The following is a 26,850-nucleotide window of genomic DNA, read 5'->3' as shown; positions in this document are numbered from 1 at the left end:
GGCCATTCACTGCTATTAAATTTTATAAGTTCCTCAAAAATACTTTTGTCTCATATGGTTTCATTTCCATGGTCCCCATCACCTGAGCACCTGTATACAGGTCCAGCAACGACTGTTTTAAACAGATCCATACTGGCTCGTGACTATAGTTCAGGACAAATATATATTGTCTGCCATCCTTTTCCCTTACGGCTAATTCTGTCTCCCTGGGTAATTGAAGCATATTCTGATAAGGTTCCGCCACACAAAGCTTCCTTAAGAAAACCTCTGCCGTATCCCTTGTAAAAGCTCCCCCAAAATAATAGACCTTACCTTTCCCCCAGTTATTCTTTATAAGTCCTGCTGCCCCCTTATAATAATTAGACTGATAAGTACCCAGTATTTCCGCCTGATTGGTAAGCGGTTCCAGGATATCATTATAAACCGCTGCTTCTATCAAGCAATCCTCCCAGCCCACCATAATCTTTCCATCTGCTTTCCCGATAAAAGTACCGTCTGTTACGTCCGTTCCCGACAAATCCTGCATAAGCCCGGGAAGATTCTGCATCACACATTTTCCGGTTCTGTCTTTATATCCGGTCCTGCATCCCAGAATCAGGATACCCCCTTCCTGCACATAAGCTTCTAAAAGGGCTTTTCTTTTGTTTGTTATAATAATACCGTGGGGATAGAATAATAGTGGATACTTTAATAGTTCCTGCAAGGATACATCCTCTGTGAGATAGACGTAATCCATCGGCGTATGGGTTAACTGTGCCGCCTCAAAAATTCCCTTCTGACTTACTTTTTCCATACGCTGATGCCATACATCCAGATCTGCATCCCAGACATTATCATAGTCTTTGATTACACCAAAGGATGCCTGATATCTGCTTCCCGCCAGTTCTCCTATTTTCCGAAATTTCCCATGTATCTCCCGTACTTCCTCCAGTCTTCTGTTATCCCGGTTGGCATAATCCAGAATGCCATGCCAATAAATCTCGGTTCCCATAATCGCAGTACGCCAGCGGAAATAGCTGATGTAATCTGCACCATGTGCTACGCTCTGCATAGTCCAAAGTGTCATCTGCCCGGGTTTTGGAGCCGGAGCTTCCATCCGGGTATTCCACCCGTTGGCACCCGACTGCTGTTCCATAATACCAAAGTTTGGGGAAACAGATCTCACTTCTGCCAGATTACGGCTCCATTTCCGGTCATTTAAATCATCTGAATGCAGCGGATCCTCGCACAGGCAGTATGCAAAATTAGGATAGGAATCGTACATATAAAAATCCAGGGATTCCTTTGTCATGCGGTGGTTATCCAGGTGGGAGAACATTCCATTCGTCGTAATGAAATCGGAATCTTTCTTGTACGTCCTTAGAATATCACTCTGCATCTTGGCAAAACGGCAGGCACTGTCTGATATTAATCGGATATAGTCCAATACCTCATGGGGATTTGTGGAATTACTAATGGTGGTACGTGGTACATGGATTTCCTCCCATTCGGTGTATGTCTGATTCCAGAAGACTGTTCCCCATGCGGCATTTAAAGCATCCAGATCTTTATATTTGTTCTTAAGGTATTCCCGGAATGCCAGCGTATCACTTTCAGAATAGAATACGTCTGTCTCACAATTCAATTCATTGTCGATCTGCCAGCCGATGACAGAACTTCTCTTACCATAATGCTGTGCCATTTTTGTTACAATCCGGGCACTGAGCTCCTGATATTTTTTTGAGTTATAATTGTAATGCCGCCTTGCCCCATGACGAAACGGGACTCCATTGATATCACAGTTTAACACTTCCGGATATTTTTGTGTAAGCCATGCCGGAGGGGTTGCTGTGGGCGTCCCCATAATTACCTGCATCTTAGTTTCTTCAGCAATATCTAAAAAATCATCGAAAAATTCATAAGTAAACTGACCTTCCAAAGGTTCTGCTTTGCTCCAGGCAAACTCTGCAATGCGAATTGTTTCAATACCTGCCTCTTTCATTCTATTCAGGTCATCTTTCCATAGAGACCTGTCCCAATGTTCCGGATAATAGCAGGTACTAAGTGCTAGTTTATCCAGTTTTATACTCTTTTCAATTGTCATAAGACCCTCCACTATATTTCGTTCTCCAACTGCTCATTTAACTTCTTCAGGGACAGGCAGAAAGTAATTTTTGTCCCTTCATCTTTGGCACTTTCTATTTTCAAAGTCCCTTCTGCCCCATAATAAATCTTCAGACGGCGGTATACATTTTTGATTCCAATAGATTCCCTGCCATCATCTCTTTCACACTGCTCATAGGTTCTGCGCACCTCTTCCGGCGTCATTCCGACTCCGTCATCGCTCACGCAAAAAAAGATACCCTGCTCCTGCATTCTGATTTCAATATTCAGATTTCCTTTTCCAAGTTTTGGTTCCAGTCCATGTATAATGGCATTTTCTACCAATGGCTGCAAAATGAAGTTTGGAATGATATAATCCCTTGTCAGGTTATCAATCTGATAAGAGGCTTCTACCTTATCCCCAAAACGGTATTCTTGAATAAACAGATAATTCCGCACACTTTTTAATTCCTCATCAATTGTTATGAAACTATCCTGCTTAATGGTCGCCCGAAGCAGATCCGCCAGGGTAACCGCCATATCGGAGATGTCATTATTTCCTCCGCTTCTTGCCATCCAGCTGATGGTATCCAGGGTATTGTATAGAAAATGGGGATTAATCTGCATTTTAAGAAATTCAATCTCCGCCTGCTTTTGGGATATCTCCATTTTATATACCTTTTCAATCAGGGTTTCTATGTTCTTAGCCATATCATTATAGGTTCTTCCCAGACTTCCGATTTCATCATTGCCCGCAATGTGCACCCGGCCTGAAAAATCCCCCTGTCCCACTGCCGTCATACTTTTGCTCAACTGTCCCAGGGGAAAGGTAATATGCCTGATCATCAAAATAATTGCAACCACAGCCACTACTATGGCCAGCAAAGCTATCCCGCCTGAAAAAAGCGCAAAGTACCGGATATCTTTTTGTATTTCTCCAACTGCTACCGTTGTAACCAGCATCCATCCATTGGGCATTTTTTCACCGGTATAAAGGTAGGAATCCACTTCATTGATTTCTGCCCGTGAATCATTTTCCATATTCTGCAGCCTTTCAAGTTCCACCGGAAAATAACTTCCCACATGCTTCCTGTTGTTGGATGCCACTACTATTCCATCTGTATCCACAATGTAAGTACCACTGGTGTACGTATTTGATATATCTTCCAGAATATCGGAGAAATATGCCTCTTCGCAGACGAGATCGATGATTCCAATGGGACGCTGTGTTTTAAAGTCATAAATAGCCCGCTCAATACAGATTCCATTCTGCCCGTCATCTGTCAGTTTCCAGAGGGTGGAGCCCTTCGCATCAAAGACTTCATTTCCGGAGAACATCTGTATGACCTGCTCTCCAACCTGCTTTTGTACCGTAAACTCTTCCTCCGTCAGGGAAATAACGCTCAGGGAAGTTACGTTTTTATTATAGAGGGCATCTCCGATCAGTTCTTCCTCCACTGACCTTTTTACCAGCAGCTTCTCATATTCAGACAGCGTTTTCGTATTGACTATGCCCAATTGCTCCTGAATCTTAGTGTTTTTCAATGTATTAAAAGTAATGGTCTCCATTTCATCAATATTATTTTCCAGGTTATTTGTTGTCTGTCTGGTAATATCCATGATATACTGCCTGGACTTTTCTTTGTAAACCGCTTGGAATACAGCCATTGAAGCAAACGAAATACCTGCGCTGGAAATGATAACCAATACCGAAAATGTAAGAATCAGCTTTTCTTTCAGCCTCATATCCTTGAATCTGTGCTTTCTTTGCATGATTAACCCCATGGCATATTACAGAAAATCTGTAATACTGCTGTACCTCTTATTTTTTCCTGTCCATCATGTCCAGAATTTCTCTGATTGAATAATCCTTTTGTATCCCCGGGTTCTTCCTGTACTCTCCCGGCGTGCTGTCAAATATCCGCTTAAACACCTGACTGAAATAGCGGGAATCATGGAATCCTGTTCTGTCGCAGATCATATTGATTTTCTGTTTATTTTCCTTTAGCAGATACCCCGCATTCATAAGACGGATACCAGTCAGGATATCCACAAAGGAGTAACCAGTTTCTCTTTTTATCAACCTTGACAGATAGATCGCGGTGAAATGATACTGTTCAGCCAGTGCATTCAGTGTAATATCTCCGCTGTAATTCTGCGCGATATAAGCCAGCATATCCATAACCTGAGGATTTGCCCCCCGGAAACTGTAAAGTATTTGCTCGGAAGCATCAAAAGCCCCCACCATATCTTCGTGTTCCCGGACTACTTTCCTGGAATATCTTTTTTGTTCCAGAATACTTACGGCACGTCTCACGGAAGCAGCTAATTCATCCGTCTTAATTGGTTTTAATATGTAATCATATACCTGCTGTCTGATTGCTTCCTGTGCATACTGGAAATCACTGAATCCGGTGAGCAGTATTACCATGGTACTCTTCTGGTATTCCCGGATATACCCCGCCAGCTCAAGACCTGACAGCCCCGGCATGCGGATATCACTGATAATAATGTCAATCTCTTCTCTCTCCAGCAATTCTCTGGCTTCCTGCCCATTCTGTGCACTTAAGACCTGTTCAAACCCCTCTGCCTTCCAGTCCATGGATAAAATTCCCTGGAGTATAATAAATTCATCATCTGCAACCAGCAGTTTCAATGATATTCCCCCTTTTCCTGTATCCTTCCTCAGCCCTTTACTGCCCCTGCCACCATTCCCTCCATAATATTTCGATGTAATAGAATGTATACAATCACGCTGGGGATAATGGTAATCACAACTGCAGCTATCATCGCTGTATAATCCGTTGCATATTGCCCCTGAAAAGCAGTAAGTCCCACTGGAAGCGTCATTTTTGACTGGTCTGTCAGAAATATCTGAGGAAGCAGAAGATCGTTCCAGATATTGATAAATACAATCACAGCTACCGTCACAACAGAGGATTTGGAGATGGGCATAATGATCTGGTAGAAAATACGGTAGATACTGCACCCATCCATTACTGCTGCTTCTTCAATATCACGGGGAATTGACAGAAAAAATCCGGTTAGTATGAAGATAGCCATTGGAAAGCTGTTGGCTATATGGGGAATAATCACCGAAGCATGGGTGTTCAACAAGTTTACCTTATTAAACATATTAAATAACGGGATAATCGTTGCATATGCAGGTATCATCATACCCAGCAAAAATATATTCATCATTATTCCGGAGAGCTTCCATTTCATCCGTGATATTGCATAGGCAGCCATACAACTTAAGACTGCTCCGGCTAATACCGCTATTACTGCAATTATAACAGAATTTGTAAAATATGTCCCAATCTTTCCATCCACCATCGCAGAAATATAATTCTTAAATCCAAAGGCTTCCGGCATGCCCCAGGGATTGGCAAATAACTCATCATTGGTCTTAAACGAACTGATTAACAGCCATATAATCGGATAAATACAGGTAAGTGTGAATAGCCCCAGCCCTGTATACTTAAATGCGAAAAACATCTTGTCTTTTTCATTTATCCTCATCTTTATTCCTCCTTTCAAAACCATCATGCAATACTAGAATTCAACTGGATCCGATTTGAAAATCAAATTCGAAACTGCAACGGCACAGATACATAAAACAAGTAAAATAACACCAATTGCTGCTGAATATCCGTATTTTAATGTCCGAAATCCCTGATAAAACATATAAGTAGACATTAATTCGGTTGCATGGTTTGGGCCTCCGCCGGTCATAACCGCCACCAGATCATAATATTTCAGGGACCCTGTAATAATCAACACTGCATCCACCTTTAATATATTTTTAATGAGTGGAAAAGTAATAGAGCGAAATTGTATCCATCTGCTGGCTCCATCGATTTCAGCCGCTTCATACAGGGAACTTGGTATATTTTTCATTGCAGCTATCTGTATAATCATGTGATACCCAACGAACTGCCACATGACAACAATAATAATACAAAACAGTGCAATCCGGGGGTTGGACAGCCATGCCTGCTGAGCATTACCAAATCCCAGAACTTCAAGGAGTTTATTCAGAAGCCCAAATTCCGAATTATAAATAAAAGACCACATCAGTCCCACTGCCACCCCACATATAACACTGGGCAAAAAGAATACTGTTTGGAAAAAGTGACTTCCTTTTATCTTTTGAAACAGAATATTTCCAAAAATTAATGCCAGCGGCAGATGGGCAATTAAGGAACCGATTACCATGAAAATATTATTGCGCAGAGCCGTTAAAAAGGTAGAATCTTTAAACAGATTCAAATAATTTTTCAATCCCACAAATTTTCCCGGACTCATCAGATCAGTCTGAAATAAACTGATATAAATATTATAAAATATCGGTATCAGAGAAAATACACCATAGATTAAAAATGCCGGAAGTACAAATACTGCAATACTTTTTTTATTTCCTAAAATTTTGTCCATATTAACAGCCTCCTTAAGCCTGATTAACTGCCGCTTCGACAGAAAGGTTTAAACTTTTAGCGGTCTGCATTTTCTTCTGCAAATGCCTGCAGTTCATCAAATGCTTTCCTGGGATCGGAACCTCCGAATACCGCCAGACACTGATTATTAAATTCCACACCTTCTCCGGCCCCAAAGGCTCTGTCCCACCAGGGTGTGAGACCCTTTGCCTGGTTTGATAAGCTGATAATCTCAGCAACCAGTGGGTCAATCTTAGAATCATCTACTTCTAATTTTAAAGATGGCAGCCTTCCCATCTCATAAAGCAGTTTCTCTTCACTTTGTTTGGAGGTCCAGTATTTCAAAAATGCAACTGCAATCTCCTTGTTGGATGAGGATTCAGCAACGGCAAAGCAGGTATCTACCGATCCAACTGAAATATTATTGTATTGGGAATTCTTCGCCGGGAGTGTAAAAGCACCTACACAATCGGTGATAGAACTGGTATTCTTATCCAGAATTGTGGATGCATCCCATGCTCCCTGAAAATACATAGCCGCCTTTCCCTGTTTAAACTGAGACTGTACTTCTTCTGCTGTCATACCAAGCATTCCGTCCTGAAAATATCCCTTATCTATCATACTCTGTACTTCATTGGAAGCTTCCACATGCGCCGGATCATTCCATTTTCTCGTTCCGTCACAGATGCCATCATACAAATCCAATCCTGCTATTCCGTTTGATATCTGCTGCACAAACTGCGCCGGAATCCAGGAATCAGTAGCTGCCAGTATCATTGGCGTAACCTGGTTATTTTTTAAGGTTTCGCATACATCCAGAAATTCTTCATAGGTTTCTGGAACGCTTACCTGATTCTCTTCGAATATCTTTTTATTGTAAAACATGACACAAAAGGACTTCTGGGTTGGTATTGCATATAGTTTTCCATCATAAGTCACCGGATCTAGTACCCCTTCTGCAAAACTGTTCTTCCACTTGTCATCTCCTTCCACCGCTTCCTGAAGGGATGCCACTTTGCCGCCCTCTACAAATGGTTTTAAATAATCCAACTCCCAGGTAAAAAATATATCGGGCACAGAATTAGAAGCCATAAGCGTTGTCAATTTTGTTTTGTACTGTTCGTTCTCATAAAACTCTATATTTACCGTGGCTCCCCACTCATTGTCCTTTGAAAACTCATCAGCAATTTCCTGATACGTCTCCCGATATGCATCAGCTGCGCTTCCAACGCACATAGCTGTCAGCGCCGGTCCATCTCCTGTTTTTACACCTTCTCCCGTATTCCCACTATCCAGGTTTTCTGACATCTCACTTCCCGTTTTGCTGCTCTTCCCATCCGGGGAAACCTGGCTGTCAGCCCCATTGCCTCCGCATCCTGCCAGCATACCTACGGCTGCCATTGCCGCAATCCCTGTAAATATTAAACTCATCCATCTTCTTTTCATACCCTGTCTCTTCCTTTCATAATTCGTTTTTCATTTTCCTTGTTTTAACACATTTTCAGGTTCACCACATCGATTCCTTTTGATATCTGTTTTTGTTTTAAGATAATTTTATTATATATTACATCACATTAATCAAACAGGTAGATGGATAACCAAAAATGTTTAAAATATAAAACAGAGTAGTCTTACCATATCACCCTCTTTACTAAAAAATAAAAAAAGCGGTATGATTAGCTTTCCCAGCTATATCATACCGCAGATCTTTCCTGTTTAAATTTACCAGATAAATGTTTCAAAAAAGGTTTCATTTTTCAATCTTCTCAAAAAACACTTCTCTTTAATTCCCCATTCCAACTATCATACCCAGCACATAAGGTACCAGCCATACCGCCCATACAAAAATACTGAATTTGTGGAAATTCTCCTGTTTCTGCTCATCCTTTTTCACCAGAACAATCGTTGCCCATACTGCATGGAACAGCATCAGGGCAATTGCCAGAGCGCCTGTAATTCCATGGAGATTTATGCCACCAGTACCTGGCTTACTTCCGGCAATGGTACTCATAATAGTAGTTCCTGTGGTATCAAACACCAGACCCAGCCAGAATATAATGACATGAGGCTTGCGCAAAACGTGTGCCTTTCGCTCTGAAAAAACGCCGATTGTATAAAATATCAGTGCCAAAGTAATCGTAATTATAGCTAAAACTAATTTTACATCCATATGTAATTTCTCCTTTATATTCAACTTGAACAACGTTCATTATATAGTATAAATTATCATTTGTCAAATCTTTTAGTTAAATCCATATGCAATGCAATTAAAAATCAGCCGGAGATTCTTCCTCCCAGGCTGATTTTCTTATCTATATTAATTTCGTTATCACACTCTGAAACCCACTCAGAACAACATTGCCTTCCCCGACATTCAATTTCTCATAATTGTTCAAAAGTATTTCTCCTATTTCATCCCCTAACGGCAGCCTGATTTCCCTTGCATTACAATTGTGGATCGCCAGAATCCGTTTTCCTTCATATCTTCTTTCATAAGCAATGATTCCATCCTGGTCTTCATACCGTGGAATGGTATCGCCATAAATAAAAGCTTCTTCAAGATCTTCCCTTTTTCTTAAGGCTATCATCTTTTTGTAATAAGAAAGCAGGGAGTTTTCATCTTTTTTCTGTGCCTCATAATTTATCCTACGGTAGTTCGGATTTACTTCGAACCATGGAGTTCCCTCCGTAAACCCTGCATTTTTCCTGTCGTTCCACTGCATAGGAGTCCGGCTGTGTTCCCTGCATTCGTTGTTGACTTTTTCCAATGCCTCTTCTTCCGTCATACCTTTTAGCAGGTAACCATTATAATTGTTGAAGGTTGCCAGATCCAGAAACTCGTTAATCGATTTTTTCTGGTAATCCCGCATTCCAATTTCCTGCCCCTGGTATAAAAATACAATTCCCCGCAGGAAAAAGTTTACCGAAGCCAGCAAAGATTCGCTATAGAAACTAATATACTCTTCCGGTATAAACCGCTCCACAGATCTGGACGTATCGTGATTGTCTGTAAAATTACACATCAGACCATGGCCTTTCGCGTAATCCTGCTTTGCAAACAGCCGCTCTCTCAGTTCATGGATCATTTCTAACGGACGGTCTTTCCATTCTTTATCCTTTACATGAAACTGCGTATGGCAGAAATCAAAGATCGTGGAAAAATAACCATCGTCTCCGATAAATTCCCCCAGTTCTTCCGGTCTGACATCGTCCACCTCTCCGATTGTCAAAGCATTGTGAGGCTTAAAGGTCTTTTCGTTTAACTCATTCAGAAAGACATTTAGTCCTTTTGCATTGCGGAAATAATCCCAGGCACTGGCAAGCCCGTCCGGTCCGTCTGCCGGCTGGTTGACATATGCAAAGTTTTTCTTTAAATGGCTGATTGCATCGATGCGAAATCCCCCAAGTCCCATGTCCAGCCATCGATTTACCATATCGTAGATGATTTCCCTCAGTTTTGGATTTTCCCAATTCAGATCCGGCTGGCCTTTTGTAAAAAGATGCAGATAGTACTTATTGGTATCTCCAATTTTTTCCCAGGCACTGCCGCCAAAAATAGAGCGCCAGTTGTTGGGCGGGTTATTTCCATCCCCTTCTTTTATAATATAATAATCCGCATATTCGCTGTCTGGATCCACCATTGCTTTTTGAAACCATTCGTGCTGGTCTGACGTATGATTTACCACCAGATCCATCAGTATTTTGATTCCTCTTTTATCTGCTTCCAGTATCAGCTCTTCCATCTCTTCATTTGTTCCAAACATCGGGTCGATCCTGTCGTAATCGGAAATGTCATAACCATGATCCACCATCGGGGATTTGTATATCGGACATAACCAGATTACATTGATCCCTAGATCCTGCAAATCGTCCAAATGCCGGATAACCCCTCTGATATCACCGATTCCGTCCCCATTGGTATCTTGAAAGCTCTTTGGATAAATCTGATATCCAATTGTATTATGCCACCACTTTTTAAGCATTTTATCCTCCATCTGCACATAACTCTGCGCCTAAACTTTGAACTTAAGTGTATCTGCTGATTCATTCCTGCCAATGCATTTAGCCCTTAACGGCTCCGCTGTTGGCGGAATGATCATCCAATGTATGCATCCGCAATGCATTTAGCCCTTAACGGCTCCGCTGGTTACACCCTCCACATAATATTTCTGCATATAGATGAACAGCAGCGAAATAGGAATCGCAATAATCACACACCCAGCAGTAAATACCGTAAACATCGTATTAGAACTTGACTTTGTCATCATCGTGTACAATCCAATCGCAACCGTATAGTTCTCAAGCTTATCCCCCATGATAACCTTGGAGAAAATGAAATCCATCCACGGTGCCATAAATGCAGTAAGTGCCGTATAAACAATCATAGGCTTTGACAATGGAAATATAATCTTGGTAAATACCTGAAACTGGGTTGCCCCATCAATCTTCGCCGATTCATCCAGTGCTTTTGGCATGGTGTCAAAAAATCCTTTTGCCACATAAAAGGTAAGTGCCGCACCGGAAGAATAAATAAGTACCAATGCCAGAAGACTCTGTGTCAGATCCATCGCTTTTAAAATATAATAAACTGCGATCATACTCATAAATGCCGGAAACATATTCAGAACCAGGGCTATTTTCATGATCGGTTTTCTCATGCGGAATCTCAGCCTGGATAATACATATGCCATGGATGTGGTTAAAAATGTACTTAACAGGCAGGATGCCACCGACACGATCAAGGTATTGGAAAACCATCTGAAAAAAGGATATTCACTCATGGTAAAAAGCATTTTATAATTGTTCAGGGTAAATCCCTTTGGTATAAAGTAGGAAACAAATTGTCCGCTCTCCGCTCTGAATGATGTCAGAACGATCCAGATAATGGGGAATATCCAAAGTATACTAAGTGCAATCAGTATGATGTAAGTGATCGTATTGCCTAATTTATTTTTCAGTTTCATTGATACATATCCTCCTTACTGTACGCAGCTGATCTGGTATATGTAATCAGCGAGAATACTGCACATATGACAAAGGTTATGATACCGATGGTAGACGCCAGGTTATAGTCCGCCTTTTCTACCGTCAGTTTATATAACCATGTTACCAGCAGATCCGTATCTCCTGCCGCATAAAAGTTACTGTTAAGCGGTGCTCCTCCGGTCAGCAGGTAAATAACGTTGAAGCTGTTTATATTACCGACAAACTGCTGAATCAGTGAGGGCGTCATAACAAAAAAGATTTGGGGCAGCGTAATCTTTCTGAAAATCTGGAAGGTATTGGCACCATCCATTCTGGCCGCTTCCACCTGATCCTCCGGCAGATTCGTTAAAATACTGGTTACTACAATCAGGGTAAATGGAATGCCGACCCACATATTTACCATAATAACCGAGAATTTTGCTACCAGTGGATCTGTTAAAAATGGAATTGGCTGATCGATCAAACCAATATTCTGCAATAATGTATTCAACGGCCCGGATGCATGAAGCATATTTCTCATAATCAGAAGAGATACAAACTGAGGCACTGCAATTGTGGTTACGAAAATCGTACGAAAAAATTTCTTAAGACGAATTCCTTTTTTGTTGATCAAAAGCGCCAGTATAACTCCGCCCAGAAAGTTTGTAACAGTAGCCAAAAGTGCCCAGATCAGTGTCCAAACTAATAGCGGGAAGAAAGTACCGGCAATATTTCCGCCCAGCATAGAACCAAAATTGCTAAATCCAACCCAGCCAAACAAGTTCTTTGGCGGCAGATGATTGTGGTCATAGCTTGTAAATGCCAGTAAAATCATATACATTAGCGGCAAAATAGTGAAAATTAATACAGCAATTGTGGGCAGTCCTAGTAATGAAATGTGAAAGCGGCTGTCCAGCAAGGAATGAATATCCTCCGTAAAGGAAGGTATTTTCTTATCTGACGCTTTGAGCATCTGGATATTCCGGGCGCTTTTTATATTTACAAAATAAGCTGCGATAAACAGTGCGATGATGATCACAGTTGCCAGTCCATAAATCATAAACAACATAGAATTATCTCCCTGGACCTGTACCTTAATGCCCAGATTTTCATCCATGACCCACCCCTGCGACTGCACCCCAAGGGTTACCAGTCCGCCAAGGGCAGCTGCCCCATTAAATATCATGTAGAGAAGGAACACTGCTTCTATGGCTAGAAACAGTAAACCTTTTATGATCTGATGATTCATCAGATTGGCACTTCCCATGATAAAATAAGATAAACGAACGGACAGATCCCCGTTTTTAAATCCATTTATATAATTTTTAACTGGATTTCCTCTTCTTTTCTTTTTTGTCTGCATATCCTTATCTCCTCTGAAAAGGCCAGCCATGAATCTTCATGACCGGCCTATGCTTTGACAGATGCGCGCTTACCGAATCTGAAAAATACTTGTGCCGGGTCCCTGCCTGACTTATTAATTGGCAGCAGCGGCACTGGCGGTATCATTTACCAGGGCATCCAGTTTCGTCTGAATATCTGCATCTGATAATTTACCTGCATATGCATCGATAATAATCGGATCCAGAATATCCCAGAAGGAACGCAGTTCAGAAAGTTTTGGCATTAATACGGTATAGTCTTCCTGGGTCATCTCAGAAACAACGCCGGAGATCATGTCATTTTTTACTTCATCTGATTCTCTTAATGCATTATTACAGGGAATATTTCCATTTCCTTCAAAACGTGCTTTCTGGCTTTCCTGGTTTGAGAGGAAATCAGCAAGTTCCATTGCATCTAACGGATATTTGGTAGCTGCATTTACAGCCAGTAATTTAACTCCCTGGAAAGAGCGCAGCTGAACGGCACCATCTCCAAAATCAGCAGTTGGGTAAACAGCTACCCCAAGGTTTTCTCCAAGGGCATCTGTAATATCCTTTTTTCCCCAGGGGCCGGTTACCATAGCAGCGATTTCACCGGATTTTAACTTATTCATAGCATCTGCATTGCAGGCAACCACGTTTTTATTATCTTTTAGAGAAGCAATCCATTTTGTTACATTTACGCCCTGTTCGGAATTAAAAGTGGTATCTGCAATGTCTTCCCCATTATCTCCGAAAAGCTTACATCCGTTTGCAATATACATCGGTGCTACTGTATAGTTGGTACCTTCTTCCGCTACATTTAATCCGATTTTAGCCTTTGCGGTAATTCCCTCAAATGTTTTCACATCTTCTTCCGTAAGCATGGATTTGTTATAAACCAGATACATTGCTTCTACTGCATACGGGTAGCCATAAACAGTATCTTTATAGGTAGCCGCATCCAAAGCTGTCGGCGTATCTTCACTCTTAATTCTGTCTGCATACTTGGTATTTTCGTATAAGGTGCCCGCCTCTACAAGCTGTCCCAGCTGATCATGAGGTAATGCGATTACATCTGCTGCAGCCTCCGGATCTTTCTTCACCTCTTCTTCCGCCTTGCCGCTTTCTGAAAATACAACATCGATGGTATAATTCTTTTCCGGATGAGCTGCTTTAAACTGCTCTACCAGATCCTTGGTAATATCCAGTACATCCTGATCTGCCCACACCTTTAACGTCACGTCCTTACTGTCTGTGCTGACTGCTGATCCTGTACCGGCTGCGGTAGCCGCCTCTGCCGAAGACTTACTGTTGCCTCCGCACCCTGCAAGCAGACCGCCCGCCATCATAACCGATAATGCAAGAGCTGTAAATTTAACTGTTCTTTTCATAATTCCTTACCTTCCTTTTCATTTGGATGTTCTCCTGTTTTCTGAGGTAATTATAACTTTTCATCCGCCTGTTTAAAATGAACTAAATAAACTTTGGTAGTGAACAAAATAAACTTTTCATGGCTGTATGGGGGTTCCCTCCACTTATTGTGCTGTTTCCGGCTGAACATGACTATTCTTTCATAAACTACATGGACATAGAAAATCAGAATCTACGTAACTTTTTTCAAATGCCATGCCAAATAAATCAACGTAACTTTTTTCAAATGCCATTGACAAAACTAAGACTGACAGCTATAATCAAAACAACATACATGCGTATGTACAGGAGGTGATACTATGCCACGCCATGATCCAGACCAAAAAACAAAGCAGAATATATTGGAAACTGCTATGCGCCTTTTTTCTGAAAGGGGAATGGAGAATGTGAACGTTGAAGATGTTGTAAAGGAGGTCGGTGTTACACGGGGAGCATTTTACCATTATTTCAAATCCCGGGAAGAATTGATTTCAAGTGTTATGTATAAATCTTTTGAATGTGATAACCCTTATCTGCTTGCTGATAAACAGGAAGGACTTAACGCTCTTGAAAAATTTCGCTTTATAGCCAAACTTAGTCTGCGTTCCCATTTGGATGCAAGTGACAGTATGAAAGCACAGATGAAGAAGTTAGCGAACAATCCAGTTGTTTTTAAAAATGAGATGATATTCCAGGTAAATGTTATGGCAACTTATATGGAGAAGTTACTGATTGAAGGTAACAAAGACGGCTCGATGAATGTGGTCTTTCCAAAACAGACATCACAAACGATTGCATGGCTTGCTGCCTCGTGGCTTAGTCCATACGCATTTGAAGTATCTTATGAGGAATATGTCGATAAAGTTTTGTTCTTTGAGCAACTCTCAACATTGCTGGGCTTTCCTATAATGGATGAGGAAATGAAAGAGATTTATTTAAAACTCGGTAGTTCTGAATTTAAAAAAGAATAAAAGTATAATTTTTAACTGCCTTTCTTTAGGCAGTAAAATTTACAGGTTAAACATACATACGTATGTATTAAAAGGAGGTTAATAATGTCAGAAAAAATAATTGAAGTATCAAGGCTGGAAAAATCTTATAAGTCAAACCATGTTTTGAAGGATGTGAGTTTTACCATTGGAAAAGGCAGCATATTTGCCCTGCTTGGGTCAAATGGTGCGGGAAAAACTACAGTTGTTAAAATCCTTTCCACATTGCTGAAACCGGACGGCGGCAGTGCTGAAATTAACGGATTTGATGTAGCAGCAAATGGCGATGATGTACGTAAATGTATTAGCCTTACAGGACAATTTACAGCAGTAGATGAAGTTTTGACAGGCAGAGAAAATCTAACTCTTATCGGACAGCTAAAACGTCTGCCAAACCTTAAAAATACGGTTAATGAGTGGCTGTCTTTTTCGGGTTTGGGGGATGCCTCCAACCGGAAAGTGTCCACCTATTCGGGAGGTATGCGGCGCAGGCTTGACATAACAATGAGTCTTATGGGCAGCCCCGATGTGCTTTTTCTTGATGAACCTACAACAGGACTTGACCCCCAAAACCGCATTGCTATGTGGGATCTGGTAAAAGAGTTAGCAAAGAAAGGAACAACAGTGTTTCTCACAACACAATATTTAGAAGAAGCTGAATATCTCGCAGATAATATTGCTATTTTACATGACGGTAGAATCATCGCAGAGGGAACACCGACGTATCTGAAAGAAAAAATGCCCCAGAGAGGGGTACGGCTTAATTTTGACAGTGAGATAAAAGCCGGTATAGCGATAAAACTCTTAACGGAAAATGGAATTTCTGCCGACAGCATAGAACAAAACTTACCCTCTTTAGAAGATGTATTTTTAACGCTGATTGATGAGAAAAAGGAGAGCAATTAATATGAAAAAATCTAACGTAAATATTTTTTTTGATGCATGGATCATGTTTAAACGCTGTTTCATTATATCTTTGCGAAATCCCGAAACACTCCTGACGGCAACCTTAATACCATTTTTTTTAATGGTTTTATTTGGTACGGTATTTGGAAGCATATCCGATGTAGGGGATTTTAATTACATTGACTTTATCGTACCGGGAATTATCTTGCAAAGTATCGGTCAGGCATCTCAATACTCGGCAATGAATGTTACATCTGACATGACAAAAGGCATCATAGACCGTTTTCGCTGTATGTCCATATCAAAATCCGCCGTGTTAATTGGTCATACAGGTGCTGGAGTGATACGAGGTCTCATTTCAAATGCCGTCATTATCATAACTGCTCTCATTCTCGGCTTTAGACCGCAAGCTGGATTTATAGATTGGCTTTTGGCAGTATTATTTCTTTTGCTGATAAATATTACAGTTACTTTAATCGCTGTACTATGCGGGATGATATCAAAATCGGTAGAAGGAGCGAGCGGACTACTGTTTCCCCTTTTTATTCTGCCTTTTATGAGCTCGGGGTTTGCTCCCGTAGACACTATGCCAGGCGGCATTCAGTGGTTTGCAGCGATACAGCCTATGACACCCATTATTGACAGTTTGAGAGCCCTGACACTTGATTTGCCTTTGGGAAATAGTTTATGGCTGGCACTTGCCTGGTGCGTGGTATTAAGTATTGGGAGTTTTACTTTATCAATGCGGACATACAATCAAAAATTATCGTAAAAGTACATTCATTTATACTGGGCTTTATCGCCAATTTCATTAGTACCACAGCTCTATTTCAACCGGATATCCCACTTATCATTGGCGGATTAGGCGATTTTCTGTTCATTGCCAACTCAGACTTAAAATGTTAAAATACCTTTATACTTAACAATCATACATTTTTCATAGCAAAGATAAGGATGTGAAACTTGAAACCCAAATACCGCTTTAACCGTATCCGCACAAAATTATTTACCATATTTTTTATTCTGGTACTGTTCCTGCTGCTGATTACTATTTCGTTGAATTACATGATCTCCAGCCGTTCTAACAACCGGAATGCAAAAATATTAAATAACCAGATGGCGACTCTGGCTGATCAGGATTTCCAGGTTATATTTGATGAAATAGACCGGATTTATTCTTCCATAACCACCAGTCCGAATTTTTCATCTCTTTATAATGCCAGCAGTAAAGCTTCCCCATTGGAGAATTATCTGCTGACCTATAACCTTTCGGATCTGCTGAGCACTCCACTGGGAGCTTCCCTTTATATACACAGCATTAATTATATCAACCCATCCAATGACATGCTGATTTCCTGCATTGCCGGGGAAATGAATGTTGAGCGCAATTTTTCATTTTCTGACTCGCCTTCCTGGTTTCAGACAGCCGTAAATAAGTTGGAAGAAAATGAGAATGCAAATATTCTATATCTTCCCTCCCACCAGGAGCTCTATTACAAACGTGGGGCAAATGATGTAAATAAAGAAGTAATTACCGTGGTCAGAAAGACTGCTAATGTCAATACAAATTATCAGAATAAGGGACTATTATTTTTTAACATCGATCTGGAAGTATTGAAAAAACTAACCAGAGGACTAAATGCTTACGACGGGATGCAAAATATCATTATGACAGACACCGGAGAGGTAATCTATTCAACAGATACCGGTCTGACTCAGGTTCCGGGCGCAGCAGATACCCTGTTAAACTGCAAAACGATTGGATATCTCACCTTATCCCAGAATACCTACATGGCGCTTCCTGTTCCCATTCAGGTAAATAACTGGCGGATTATTTCCCTCATACCAAAATCCGTCTACACCCGTGAAAGCCGTCATGTGGCATTGCTCAGCATTTTAGTCGGCGTTCTGGTGCTGACTCTGGGGCTTTTCATTACCTGGATTTTGTCCAAAAGGATCTCTACCCCCATTGAATCTCTTTCCGGAACTATGAAAGCTGTTTCCAACGACCAGATGGATATCCGTGCTGAGATCACTTCTAATGATGAGGTGGGTGAGCTCTCCGTGAGTTTTAATACGATGCTGGACCGGATCAATGATTTAATTGAACAGGAGTACGTTCTGACTGCCCGGCAAAAGGATGCTCAGATTAAAGCTCTGCAGGCACAGATCAACCCCCACTTTCTCTATAATATCCTGCAGTCCATAGCCAGCATTGCATCCATTAACCATATACCCGAGATTACCACTATGGCTAATTCCCTTGGAAAAATGATGCGATACAGTATTAAAACAGCTGAAAACTCCACTACCATCCAGGATGAACTGATACATGTGGTACATTACCTTGAAATCCAAAAAATCCGCCACCTGGAAAAACTGGATTACCAGATCCAGTCCGATGAAAAATATGCTGATTTTCCACTGTTAAAATTAACACTTCAGCCATTGATCGAAAATGCAATTATGCATGGGTTCTGCCCATCACACGAAAAACTTTTTATTTTATTAACGGTTACAGAAGAAGATCCCTGGCTTATCATTCAGATTTCAGATGATGGTGCCGGAATTCCGGCCGAAAAGCTGCAGCAGATTCAAACAGAACTTCTTACACCTGCTACAGGCTTTTACAGTGACAGCAGTCCCAGTATCGGTATAAAAAATGTCTATGCACGTTTGCGCCTTTACTACAACAAAAATGTTCTGCTGGAGATCGACAGTGAGCAGGATGAAGGGACTGTTATTACTCTGAAACTGCCCTTGGATAAGGATAAAACGAAAGAATTACCAGAGTGATTTTGCAGAAGCAATTAAGAACAGGAGGCACTAAAAATGATCCGTACTATCATATGTGAGGATGAATACTGGGTACGAAAAGGCATTATAAACCTTGTCCCCTGGAAAGAATTCGATCTGGGGTTTGCAGGTGAATTCGAAAATGCCACCGATGCCATTGAGTTTTTAAAGACCAATCCGGTTGATCTGGTCATTACTGATATGAATATGAATAACGGAGATGGCTGTACGCTGCTTGACTATCTCATGGATTCAAATACTGATTGTGAAAAAATTATTATCAGCGGATATACCGATTTTGAATATACAAAAAAAGCGATCAATTCCTCTGTATGTGAATACTTATTAAAACCGGTAGAAGAGACGGAGCTTCGAAATGTGCTGAGAAAAGCCATTGATAAGATTCATGCAAAACGCAAAGACCGCCTGGAGCAAATCGAAGTACAGGAAAAAATGCAGCAGACCGTACCGCTTCTTCAGGAAAAATTATTAAATTCATTGGTGAGTTCCGAAGATTATGGAAAAGAAAAAATTATTGAGGAACTGTCTAAGATAGGTTTTGAATTAAATGATAAATATTTCACTGTACAGATTCTCTATGTGGCAAAGTTGGAACCCGGCGCATCCATTACTCCCCTATCCGAGGAAGAACTGATGGAGTGGACTTCTTTCATCGAAGAAAAAATTACACGAAAAGAATGTATTTTATTTAAAAGCCGTCATCGTAAAGAAGAGTTTATCCTTTTATGGGAAGGAACACCACAACGTCCGCTTCATCGGGCTTCCATATTCTCAGAATTTCAAAAACTGGGGGATGTCAAGGGCTATACCATGAAAAGCGGGACAGGAACCTTTGTGAAAGGATATCAGTCCATCCCTCTTTCCTATCGGCAGGCGAAGGCTGCGCTGGATTATGAACTGATCAGCCAGCCGCTTCCCCAAATCATATTTTACGATGATATCAAAGAGCTGAACCTAAGAACCTACTCCTACACCCTGGATGAAAAATTACTGAACGGCATTATCAAAAACAGAAGCCGGAAAATGATCCCTCTTTTTTTAGAACATATCGGTTCTATTTCCAAAACTGCTTCTTACTACCATCTTCCAACTTATAAAAATGCCGTGATACGTGCTGCCATGCAGTTAGAAAAGGCATGTTTTGAAAAAGAAATGAAATGCCCGGAATTATCAGATACGGTAAATATTGTCACCCCGATGTGTTCCACCGCCCGGATTAACCAGTATCTCATAAAGATCTTCCACGATATTCTGGATGAAATCGAAAAAGCCAAAGTTCCCGCGGGGAAAAACGTAATCGAAGAAATATGCGAATATGTAAAAGTAAACTATGGTGAAGAAATCAGTCTCATTGCATTTGCCCAAAAATACTACATGAACCATATTTATTTGAGCCGCCTGTTCAAATCAGAAACAGGTGAAAACTTCAGCAGTTTTCTAACCAGAATAAGAATGGAAAAGGCAAAAGAATTATTATCCAGTGATTCCTTCCTGATTAAGGAGATTGCCGAAATGGCAGGTTATGAAAACCCTTATTATTTTACCAAAGCATTTAAAAAATACTTTGCCTGCTCGCCAACGCTCATTGAGAAGCTGGATACCAAGGAGAATGAGGGTTGAAAGGAAATCTATATATGAAAAAATATTTTTATTTTACTTTAATGATTGTCTTGATCCTGATTATGACTGCCGGCTGCAGTTTTTCACTTTCAGCCACCGATGATACTTCTGAAACCACTGATGCAGATCAGGTAAATCTTTATGTTATGCATGGACGCCAGGAAGCACCGGAAGCCTACACAAAACTGGCAGATGCTTTCCACAAAAAATATCCGAATATTACCGTGCACTATGAAACACCAAGCAATTTCGACCTGACCATGCAGAACAGAAGGGCTCAGAACCGGACACCGGATATCTATTCCGCTACCACCATTGAAGCAAATGCCGGAATTCTTATGGATCTGACCGATGAACCTTTTATGAAAAATGTAAAAAAGGTAACCTTTGACACCGTAAAAGATAAACGGGATTATTTTTTCCCCATTGGGTATTCCGGTGTAGGCGTAATTTATAACAAAACTGTTTTCAGTGAAAACAACCTGACACCCCCTAAGACGCTGTCAGAACTCACGAAAGTCCACCAGGTGCTGGCTTCGAAAAACATTGCGGCCTTTGCCCTTGGATACAAAGACCTGTGGGTTGGGCATTTTTCTCTGCGGCCCGCCTTTTATGCGGTGTATGGAACTTACCCCGACTGGAATCAGAAAAGAAGCAAGGGAGAAGTATCCTTTTCCGATACCCCGCAGTGGCAGTTAATCGCTGATATACCGAAGAATTACGTCTATGCCTATGGCAATACCGATACCGCATTTGAAGTGGGTTATATGGATGCCTGTTCTATGCTTGCCAATGGTGACGCAGCCATGATGCTTCAGGGGTCCTGGGCAACTTCACTCATTCAGACCTATAATAAGGATGTGGAACTGGGATTCATTCCCCTGCCGGTCTCCGATGATCCGGAACGCAGTAAGATCAGTTACTATTGTGACTATTATTTATCCATAAGCGCCGACACCAAACATCCAAAAGAAGCAAAGCTGTACCTGGATTTTCTCTCAACACAGGAAGCTGCAGAAATCTATGTAGACAGTACGAAGACCTTTTCCAGTGTAATTGGTGCCCCCATTCCGGAAGATACCGTTTCTAAGGATATCGAAAAATATGTGGATAAAAACCAGTATATCGATGACCCCAGCGGCACCTGGCCTAACCGTTTTTATAAAAATGCAGAAAAATATTTTATGGAATATATATTGGATGGTATAAATTACAAAGAACTCACGAATTTACTGGACGAAGAATGGGATACCTGCAGTGATAAATAACTGCAGGCATCCCATTTGCATTTAGATAGATTATTTCTTTACAACTGGCATCCAGACCTCAAATACAGCATTTGCAGGATCCGGACTTAAATACAATTCGATATCCGGTGCATTTCCGTATTCATATCCGGAAGTTGGCAGCCACTCTGTCACAGCTCTTTTTTCAATATCCTGGATGCTGTCCGGCATGGTACCTGTTCCAAAGAATACAGCCCAGGTAGCAGCCGGAACCATGTATTCTTCTGTTCCTTCTATTGCAGGCTGGTCTGTAGCCACTCCAATATAATAGCACCAGTTATCTTCTTCCAGGCAGGCGCTTACTCCCAGAATTCCTTTGACTTCCTGATTCATCATTCCGGCCAGTTTCTCCAGAATGCCTGTCTGCGCTGCTTTTGCCCACATCTGCGGTACTTCCCTGAAATTCTCTTCCAGCTCTTTACTTAAGCTTTCCTTCATTCCTACAATTCGAAATGCTTCCTTTTTCTCAATACGATATTCCATCTCCGCTTCTCCTTTAATCACCATTTTTAAGCTGATACGCGGGTATGCCTTTAATGTAACGCCCTGCTGCTTTGCTGCAGAAGGCGGAAATCCATGGACTCCCTGGAATGCACGGTTGAATGACGTAGGGGATTCGTACTGGTAACGATATGCCACATCAAGAACCTTATCTCCATTACACAGATCAAAAGCTGCCTGGGTCATCCTCCTTCGTCTGATATACTCTGCTAAAGGTACACCTGCTATATAAGAAAACATCCGCTGGAAATGATATGTGGAGCATCCGGCTATCTGAGCTGCTTTTTTGATTTCTATTTCCCTGCTCAGACTGTCTTCAATATATTTAATCGCTTCATTTAATTGTTCTATCCATTCCATTTGTATCACCTCTTTTATCATCATAGTTTATTTAAAGAATAAAATCCTCTCTTATTACAGACGGAATCTGCGAGATAGACTTATCGTAAGATTTTTCGGCATAACACAACTCAATAGGCAAGAACCTCATATCCTTCTTCTGTGACAAGCACCATCACTTCCCACTGTGCCGATGGCTTCCCGTCATCCGTATAGACCGTCCACCCATTTTCATCATCTACAAAAACCTCATCCGTTCCCATATTTATCATAGGCTCAATCGTAAAAATCATGCCCGGTGCCAGGATCACTCCGGTATCCGGTTTTGTAACATAACTGACGCATGGGTCTTCGTGAAACTCCAGTCCTACACCGTGGCCTCCGATATCTCTAACCACTGTATACCCGTTTTTCATGGCATATGCGTGGATGGCATGCCCCATATTGCCGATGGGCTGCCAGGGTTTTACTTCATCCAGTCCAATCTGAATCGATTCCCTGGTGATATCCACCAGTTTCTTTTTTTCCTGGCTGACCTCACCGATACAGAACATTCTGGACGAATCTGAGAAATACCCATTGTAAATGGTGGAAACATCTACATTTACAATATCCCCATCCGCTAAAATCCGCTCCTCATCCGGGATTCCATGACATACTTCCTCATTTATGGAAACACAGACGCTTTTGGGAAATCCTTCATAATCCAGCGGTGCCGGAATTCCTCCCAATGTAATTGTAGTTTCGTGAACGATTCTGTTAATTTCTTCTGTGGACATGCCCGCCTGTATATGTTTTGCAACCTCATCCAGAATGGCAATGTTTATTTTTGCGCTTTCCCGTATTCCCTCTATCTGCTTTTTTGTCTTAATCATATTCCGGTTTGGAATCCGGTATCCTTTTCGCTTCAGTTCCTGTAATTTTCCATCGAATCCTTCGTGGCATAACTTATATTTTTTACCGCTTCCACACCAGCACACATCATTTCTGCCCAGTTTTTTCAACATATCTTACTCCCTTTCTCTCTAACCTCCGCAATATTCCCCTCTCTCATCCCATATCTTCGGTATTGCCCCGGAGTTCTTCCGAACTGTTTCACAAAAGCCCTGGTAAATGCCTCCTGGGAAGAATATCCGTATTCCACTGCAATGTCCAAAAACCTTTGGTCCGTTGCTGCAATCTCTTCGGCAGCCAGACATAATTTTCGGGTGGCTATATATTTTTTGAAAGAGATCCCGGTATATTCATGGAATTTTGCAGAACAATAAAATGCAGAATATCCTACATGACAGGACATTCCCTCCAAGGTAGGGTTTCCTTTTATATTCTCTTCTACCCATGCGATCATACTCTTTACTGTTTTAACTGACATATCTTTCTACCCTGCCTTTTTCATTCATTGAATATCCCAATTCATTCTATACCTGATACTATTTTATCAGAATCCCTATCTTTTTATTTGATATAAATTGCACAATAATGGTGCATTCGAGCATGCCCTAAAGTATTTTTTCCATCACCGTCAGGTATTCATTGGTTTCATAATCCTTTTTTTGATAATATCCTTCCGTCTGTGGATCCCGGCTGGTCCAGAGGATTATTTTATCTATGCCTTTTTCCTTCAGCCTGTTCTCAAACTCTTTTAACAGAATACTTCCCAATCCCTTGTTTTTCATGCTAATATCCATGCAAAACTCTTTGATTTCAAAGTGTACGCAGTCATAATACTGTTCTTCTCTCCCCACGATCATACCGCAAAGCTTTCCATCCACATATCCGGCAATGCCATAAGCATTGTCACCGGTAATCATCTGGCGTATCCTTCTTCCTGCAGTCTCTTCTGTCCATTTATCATTCCAGGGAGGTGCATTAAACGCATTCATAAACATATTTGCCAGTTCTAAAACCATTGACTCTTTCATTTCATAAAATTCCATATATGTAACAACCTTTCTCAGATTTAATTTATCTCGGACTTCACGGCTTCCTGTACATCTGGCTTTCTGTCTTCTCTTACGATACTCCGAATGCGCTTCCAAATATCTGCATATAAAGCGGTATCGCTGCCATTGCTAAAACAGTCGTTACAGTGATTACAACCGACGCAAAAGAGTAATCGCTTCCGCTTTCTTTCGCCATAATCCCAAGCTGGGTCATGGCGGGCATGATTGTCATAATACAAAATACAAGCTGAAGCTGGGAATCTATCGGCAGAAGGAGACACAGTCCAAACATAATCGCAGGCGCGATAATAAAACGTCCCGCCAGTATCATAACCAGCTCTCTGGAAAACCGGATTTCCCTTCGATCAGTCATACGGATAACACTTCCAATGAATACCATGGACAGTGCTGTTGTCGACTGTTTTACATAGCTTATGGAACTCATCAGAAAATCGGGCAGATTTATTTTTAACAGTACCACGGCCACCCCCAGCAGAAACCCCACAAGGGGAGGCGAAAAGATATTTTTTATTTCCTTCTTCCAACCGGACTTTGTCTTCTCACCGGAATCCCTGCGCAGCAGCCAGGTTCCAAGCGTCCAGAATAATGTGGTATTCGCCATATAATACACCATAGCATCTGAAAGCGCCTTTTCTCCCATCAATGCTATAATTACCGGAAAACCTACAATGGTTGTGTTAGAAAAGGTCACTGCATTAATGAACACCCCTCTGCGGCTTGCACTTACCCGAAAAAGCCCAGCTAAAAGGACACTGATTCCCAGGCATACCAGAATCACCATGACCGGTATGGGAAGCTTTGTTACAATCCGTAATAATTCTTCCCGGTCTTTACAGGTTGTAAGTACGTTATAAAACATATAGCAGGGTATGGCTATTTTGACACAGAATTTAGAACAAACATCCATTCCGGTCTTTCCAAACCATGCCCTGCCAGCAATTACCCATCCGATTCCAATCATAATCAACAGTGACAAAACACTCTGAATACTATTCCATAGCATAATCTTTCCTCTTTCTATGATGTCAACCCCAGATAAACTCGCTCCCAAATATCCCAAAAAGTAAAATTATAAATCGAAAATTCATATCATACCTGCACTTTCTTCTGCCTGTGTTGGATATCTAAAAATGTTTCCTTCTTCTAAAACGAAAAACCTTCGCAAAAAAATAAGCTATATCACATAATAACATGGTGGGAATCTTATACATTTGTTGGGTATCCTTTCTGATTTATTAACCGTTGTTTCGGATCGTTCGATTTTCTTTAACGCTATTCTTCTGGTCTTTGATTATGTTTCTTAATCTTCTAATATATATATGATCTTCGATATTTCCCCATAAGCATCTGCCGGATTCGTCCATTGGAATGTATAGCCCAGTGAAACATTGACATACCGGATGCCGTTTTTTAAGATCTTCATTGGCATATGGGAATGACCGCTGATGCTTAAGGAAACATCATTCTTTTCAAAAAAATACCGGTATCTTTCACTACCCAGCTGATTGATAAATTTACCATAAAAGGGAATTGGATAAGAACGGATAAGATCACTGGTTGGCAGCATGTGCATGACAACACAGCGCTTTTTCCCCTTGGCGGCTTCCTTTTGGAAGGACTTCTGAAGCAGTCTGATATCCTTCATTACCAGCCTGACATCCCGTTCATAATCAATCACACCCCCATGGATTACCTTCTGATCCGGCCAGAGATATCGGGATATTAGATTATTCGCCGCCTTCCTGGGATTATCCCCTAAATGCTTCCTTCCAAAGCTGTAATCAAACCAGCCGCAGATCCCCGTAATGTACCATTGCTTTGTTACAATGGGATTTTCCATCAGGGAATACTTTCTGTGAAATAGTATACTGTCATGAAAGGCACTGGATTCTTTGTTAATCTGAGCGCTGTTTTTTCTTCTCAGATTCTCCACATACATGTCATGATTTCCCGGAACAATTCGCACCTGTGCCCTGGTCCTATCCGCTATATTATCATAAAATCTGAGTGCATCTTGGGCTCCCGTAGATGTATCCCCCAGAAAAACAACCACATCCAGCCCCTTGTCCGCTATCACTTCAGGCAAAATCTTAAGGAAATCAAACTGCCTGTTAAAATCAATATGAAGGTCCGATATAAATCCAATCCGCATTGTCACACTCTTCTTTCTG

The 26,850-nt window shown here is 41.2% G+C and carries 23 protein-coding genes; 6 read left to right on the top strand and 17 right to left on the bottom strand.

The window, feature by feature from the left end:
- Nucleotides 1-22: 22 nt before the first annotated feature.
- From CD03_RS0126240 to CD03_RS0126190, 11 genes are all read right to left on the bottom strand, one after another.
- The gene (locus CD03_RS0126240) at nt 23-2,083 is read right to left on the bottom strand and encodes a beta-galactosidase (RefSeq protein ID WP_156043040.1); all 2,061 of its coding nucleotides are present in this window, start codon (nt 2,081-2,083) and stop codon (nt 23-25) included.
- Between the two features lie 11 nt (nt 2,084-2,094).
- Nucleotides 2,095-3,828, bottom strand: a complete 1,734-nt coding sequence (locus CD03_RS0126235) for a cache domain-containing sensor histidine kinase (protein ID WP_197041700.1) — start codon at nt 3,826-3,828, stop codon at nt 2,095-2,097.
- Between the two features lie 76 nt (nt 3,829-3,904).
- Entirely contained in the window at nt 3,905-4,738 is an 834-nt protein-coding gene (locus CD03_RS0126230) for a response regulator transcription factor (protein ID WP_027296155.1), read from the bottom strand.
- A 29-nt stretch (nt 4,739-4,767) separates the two neighbouring features.
- Nucleotides 4,768-5,604: a carbohydrate ABC transporter permease gene (locus tag CD03_RS0126225; RefSeq protein WP_052377986.1), complete on the bottom strand. Its 837-nt coding sequence runs from the start codon at nt 5,602-5,604 to the stop codon at nt 4,768-4,770.
- Between the two features lie 33 nt (nt 5,605-5,637).
- On the bottom strand, nt 5,638-6,519 hold the full coding sequence (locus CD03_RS0126220; protein ID WP_027296153.1) for a carbohydrate ABC transporter permease: 882 nt from the start codon (nt 6,517-6,519) through the stop codon (nt 5,638-5,640).
- 56 nt (nt 6,520-6,575) lie between these two features.
- Entirely contained in the window at nt 6,576-7,964 is a 1,389-nt protein-coding gene (locus CD03_RS0126215; RefSeq protein WP_027296152.1) for an ABC transporter substrate-binding protein, read from the bottom strand.
- A 337-nt stretch (nt 7,965-8,301) separates the two neighbouring features.
- Nucleotides 8,302-8,688 (bottom strand): HsmA family protein, encoded by a 387-nt coding sequence (locus CD03_RS0126210; protein ID WP_027296151.1) that lies wholly within the window; start codon nt 8,686-8,688, stop codon nt 8,302-8,304.
- A gap of 142 nt (nt 8,689-8,830) precedes the next feature.
- A complete protein-coding gene (locus CD03_RS0126205; RefSeq protein ID WP_027296150.1) occupies nt 8,831-10,501 on the bottom strand; it encodes an alpha-glucosidase in 1,671 nt (556 codons plus the stop codon).
- Between the two features lie 141 nt (nt 10,502-10,642).
- Nucleotides 10,643-11,482, bottom strand: coding sequence for a sugar ABC transporter permease (locus tag CD03_RS0126200; RefSeq protein WP_044289682.1), 840 nt, complete (start codon nt 11,480-11,482; stop codon nt 10,643-10,645).
- Nucleotides 11,479-12,846: a carbohydrate ABC transporter permease gene (locus tag CD03_RS0126195; protein WP_044289681.1), complete on the bottom strand. Its 1,368-nt coding sequence runs from the start codon at nt 12,844-12,846 to the stop codon at nt 11,479-11,481. The genes CD03_RS0126200 and CD03_RS0126195 overlap by 4 nt, the downstream gene beginning before the upstream one ends.
- Before the next feature lie 114 nt (nt 12,847-12,960).
- The gene (locus CD03_RS0126190; protein WP_027296147.1) at nt 12,961-14,238 is read right to left on the bottom strand and encodes an extracellular solute-binding protein; all 1,278 of its coding nucleotides are present in this window, start codon (nt 14,236-14,238) and stop codon (nt 12,961-12,963) included.
- Between the two features lie 339 nt (nt 14,239-14,577).
- Between CD03_RS0126190 and CD03_RS0126185 the strand changes: the two genes are divergently transcribed.
- The 6 genes from CD03_RS0126185 to CD03_RS0126160 all read left to right on the top strand — a co-directional run bounded on the left by CD03_RS0126185 (nt 14,578) and on the right by CD03_RS0126160 (nt 21,857).
- Nucleotides 14,578-15,228 carry a TetR/AcrR family transcriptional regulator gene (locus tag CD03_RS0126185; RefSeq protein WP_027296146.1) on the top strand — a complete coding sequence of 217 codons (651 nt, stop codon included), beginning with the start codon at nt 14,578-14,580 and terminating at the stop codon, nt 15,226-15,228.
- An 84-nt stretch (nt 15,229-15,312) separates the two neighbouring features.
- A complete protein-coding gene (locus CD03_RS0126180) occupies nt 15,313-16,152 on the top strand; it encodes an ABC transporter ATP-binding protein (protein WP_027296145.1) in 840 nt (279 codons plus the stop codon).
- Nucleotide 16,153: 1 nt separating this feature from the next.
- On the top strand, nt 16,154-16,924 hold the full coding sequence (locus CD03_RS0126175; protein WP_027296144.1) for an ABC transporter permease: 771 nt from the start codon (nt 16,154-16,156) through the stop codon (nt 16,922-16,924).
- A 191-nt stretch (nt 16,925-17,115) separates the two neighbouring features.
- Nucleotides 17,116-18,948 (top strand): sensor histidine kinase, encoded by a 1,833-nt coding sequence (locus CD03_RS0126170; protein WP_027296143.1) that lies wholly within the window; start codon nt 17,116-17,118, stop codon nt 18,946-18,948.
- Nucleotides 18,949-18,984: 36 nt separating this feature from the next.
- Entirely contained in the window at nt 18,985-20,589 is a 1,605-nt protein-coding gene (locus CD03_RS0126165) for a helix-turn-helix domain-containing protein (RefSeq protein ID WP_027296142.1), read from the top strand.
- A 14-nt stretch (nt 20,590-20,603) separates the two neighbouring features.
- Nucleotides 20,604-21,857: an ABC transporter substrate-binding protein gene (locus CD03_RS0126160; RefSeq protein ID WP_156043039.1), complete on the top strand. Its 1,254-nt coding sequence runs from the start codon at nt 20,604-20,606 to the stop codon at nt 21,855-21,857.
- A 30-nt stretch (nt 21,858-21,887) separates the two neighbouring features.
- Here CD03_RS0126160 and CD03_RS0126155 read toward each other — a convergent pair whose 3' ends face one another.
- The 6 genes from CD03_RS0126155 to CD03_RS0126130 all read right to left on the bottom strand — a co-directional run bounded on the left by CD03_RS0126155 (nt 21,888) and on the right by CD03_RS0126130 (nt 26,831).
- Nucleotides 21,888-22,736 carry an AraC family transcriptional regulator gene (locus CD03_RS0126155; RefSeq protein ID WP_027296140.1) on the bottom strand — a complete coding sequence of 283 codons (849 nt, stop codon included), beginning with the start codon at nt 22,734-22,736 and terminating at the stop codon, nt 21,888-21,890.
- A 110-nt stretch (nt 22,737-22,846) separates the two neighbouring features.
- Entirely contained in the window at nt 22,847-23,722 is an 876-nt protein-coding gene (locus tag CD03_RS0126150; protein WP_027296139.1) for a methionyl aminopeptidase, read from the bottom strand.
- Nucleotides 23,716-24,087 (bottom strand): helix-turn-helix transcriptional regulator, encoded by a 372-nt coding sequence (locus CD03_RS34930; protein ID WP_044289678.1) that lies wholly within the window; start codon nt 24,085-24,087, stop codon nt 23,716-23,718. The genes CD03_RS0126150 and CD03_RS34930 overlap by 7 nt, the downstream gene beginning before the upstream one ends.
- Nucleotides 24,088-24,214: 127 nt before the next feature.
- Nucleotides 24,215-24,652, bottom strand: coding sequence for a GNAT family N-acetyltransferase (locus CD03_RS0126140; RefSeq protein ID WP_027296138.1), 438 nt, complete (start codon nt 24,650-24,652; stop codon nt 24,215-24,217).
- A gap of 76 nt (nt 24,653-24,728) precedes the next feature.
- Nucleotides 24,729-25,682, bottom strand: a complete 954-nt coding sequence (locus CD03_RS0126135; RefSeq protein WP_027296137.1) for an AEC family transporter — start codon at nt 25,680-25,682, stop codon at nt 24,729-24,731.
- Between the two features lie 297 nt (nt 25,683-25,979).
- Nucleotides 25,980-26,831, bottom strand: a complete 852-nt coding sequence (locus tag CD03_RS0126130) for a metallophosphoesterase (protein WP_027296136.1) — start codon at nt 26,829-26,831, stop codon at nt 25,980-25,982.
- Nucleotides 26,832-26,850 lie beyond the last annotated feature (19 nt).

Source organism: Robinsoniella sp. KNHs210 (genome assembly GCF_000686105.1).
GTDB classification, from domain to species: Bacteria; Bacillota; Clostridia; order Lachnospirales; family Lachnospiraceae; genus Robinsoniella; species Robinsoniella peoriensis.
This window is presented reverse-complemented; position numbering and strand designations above follow the sequence as displayed.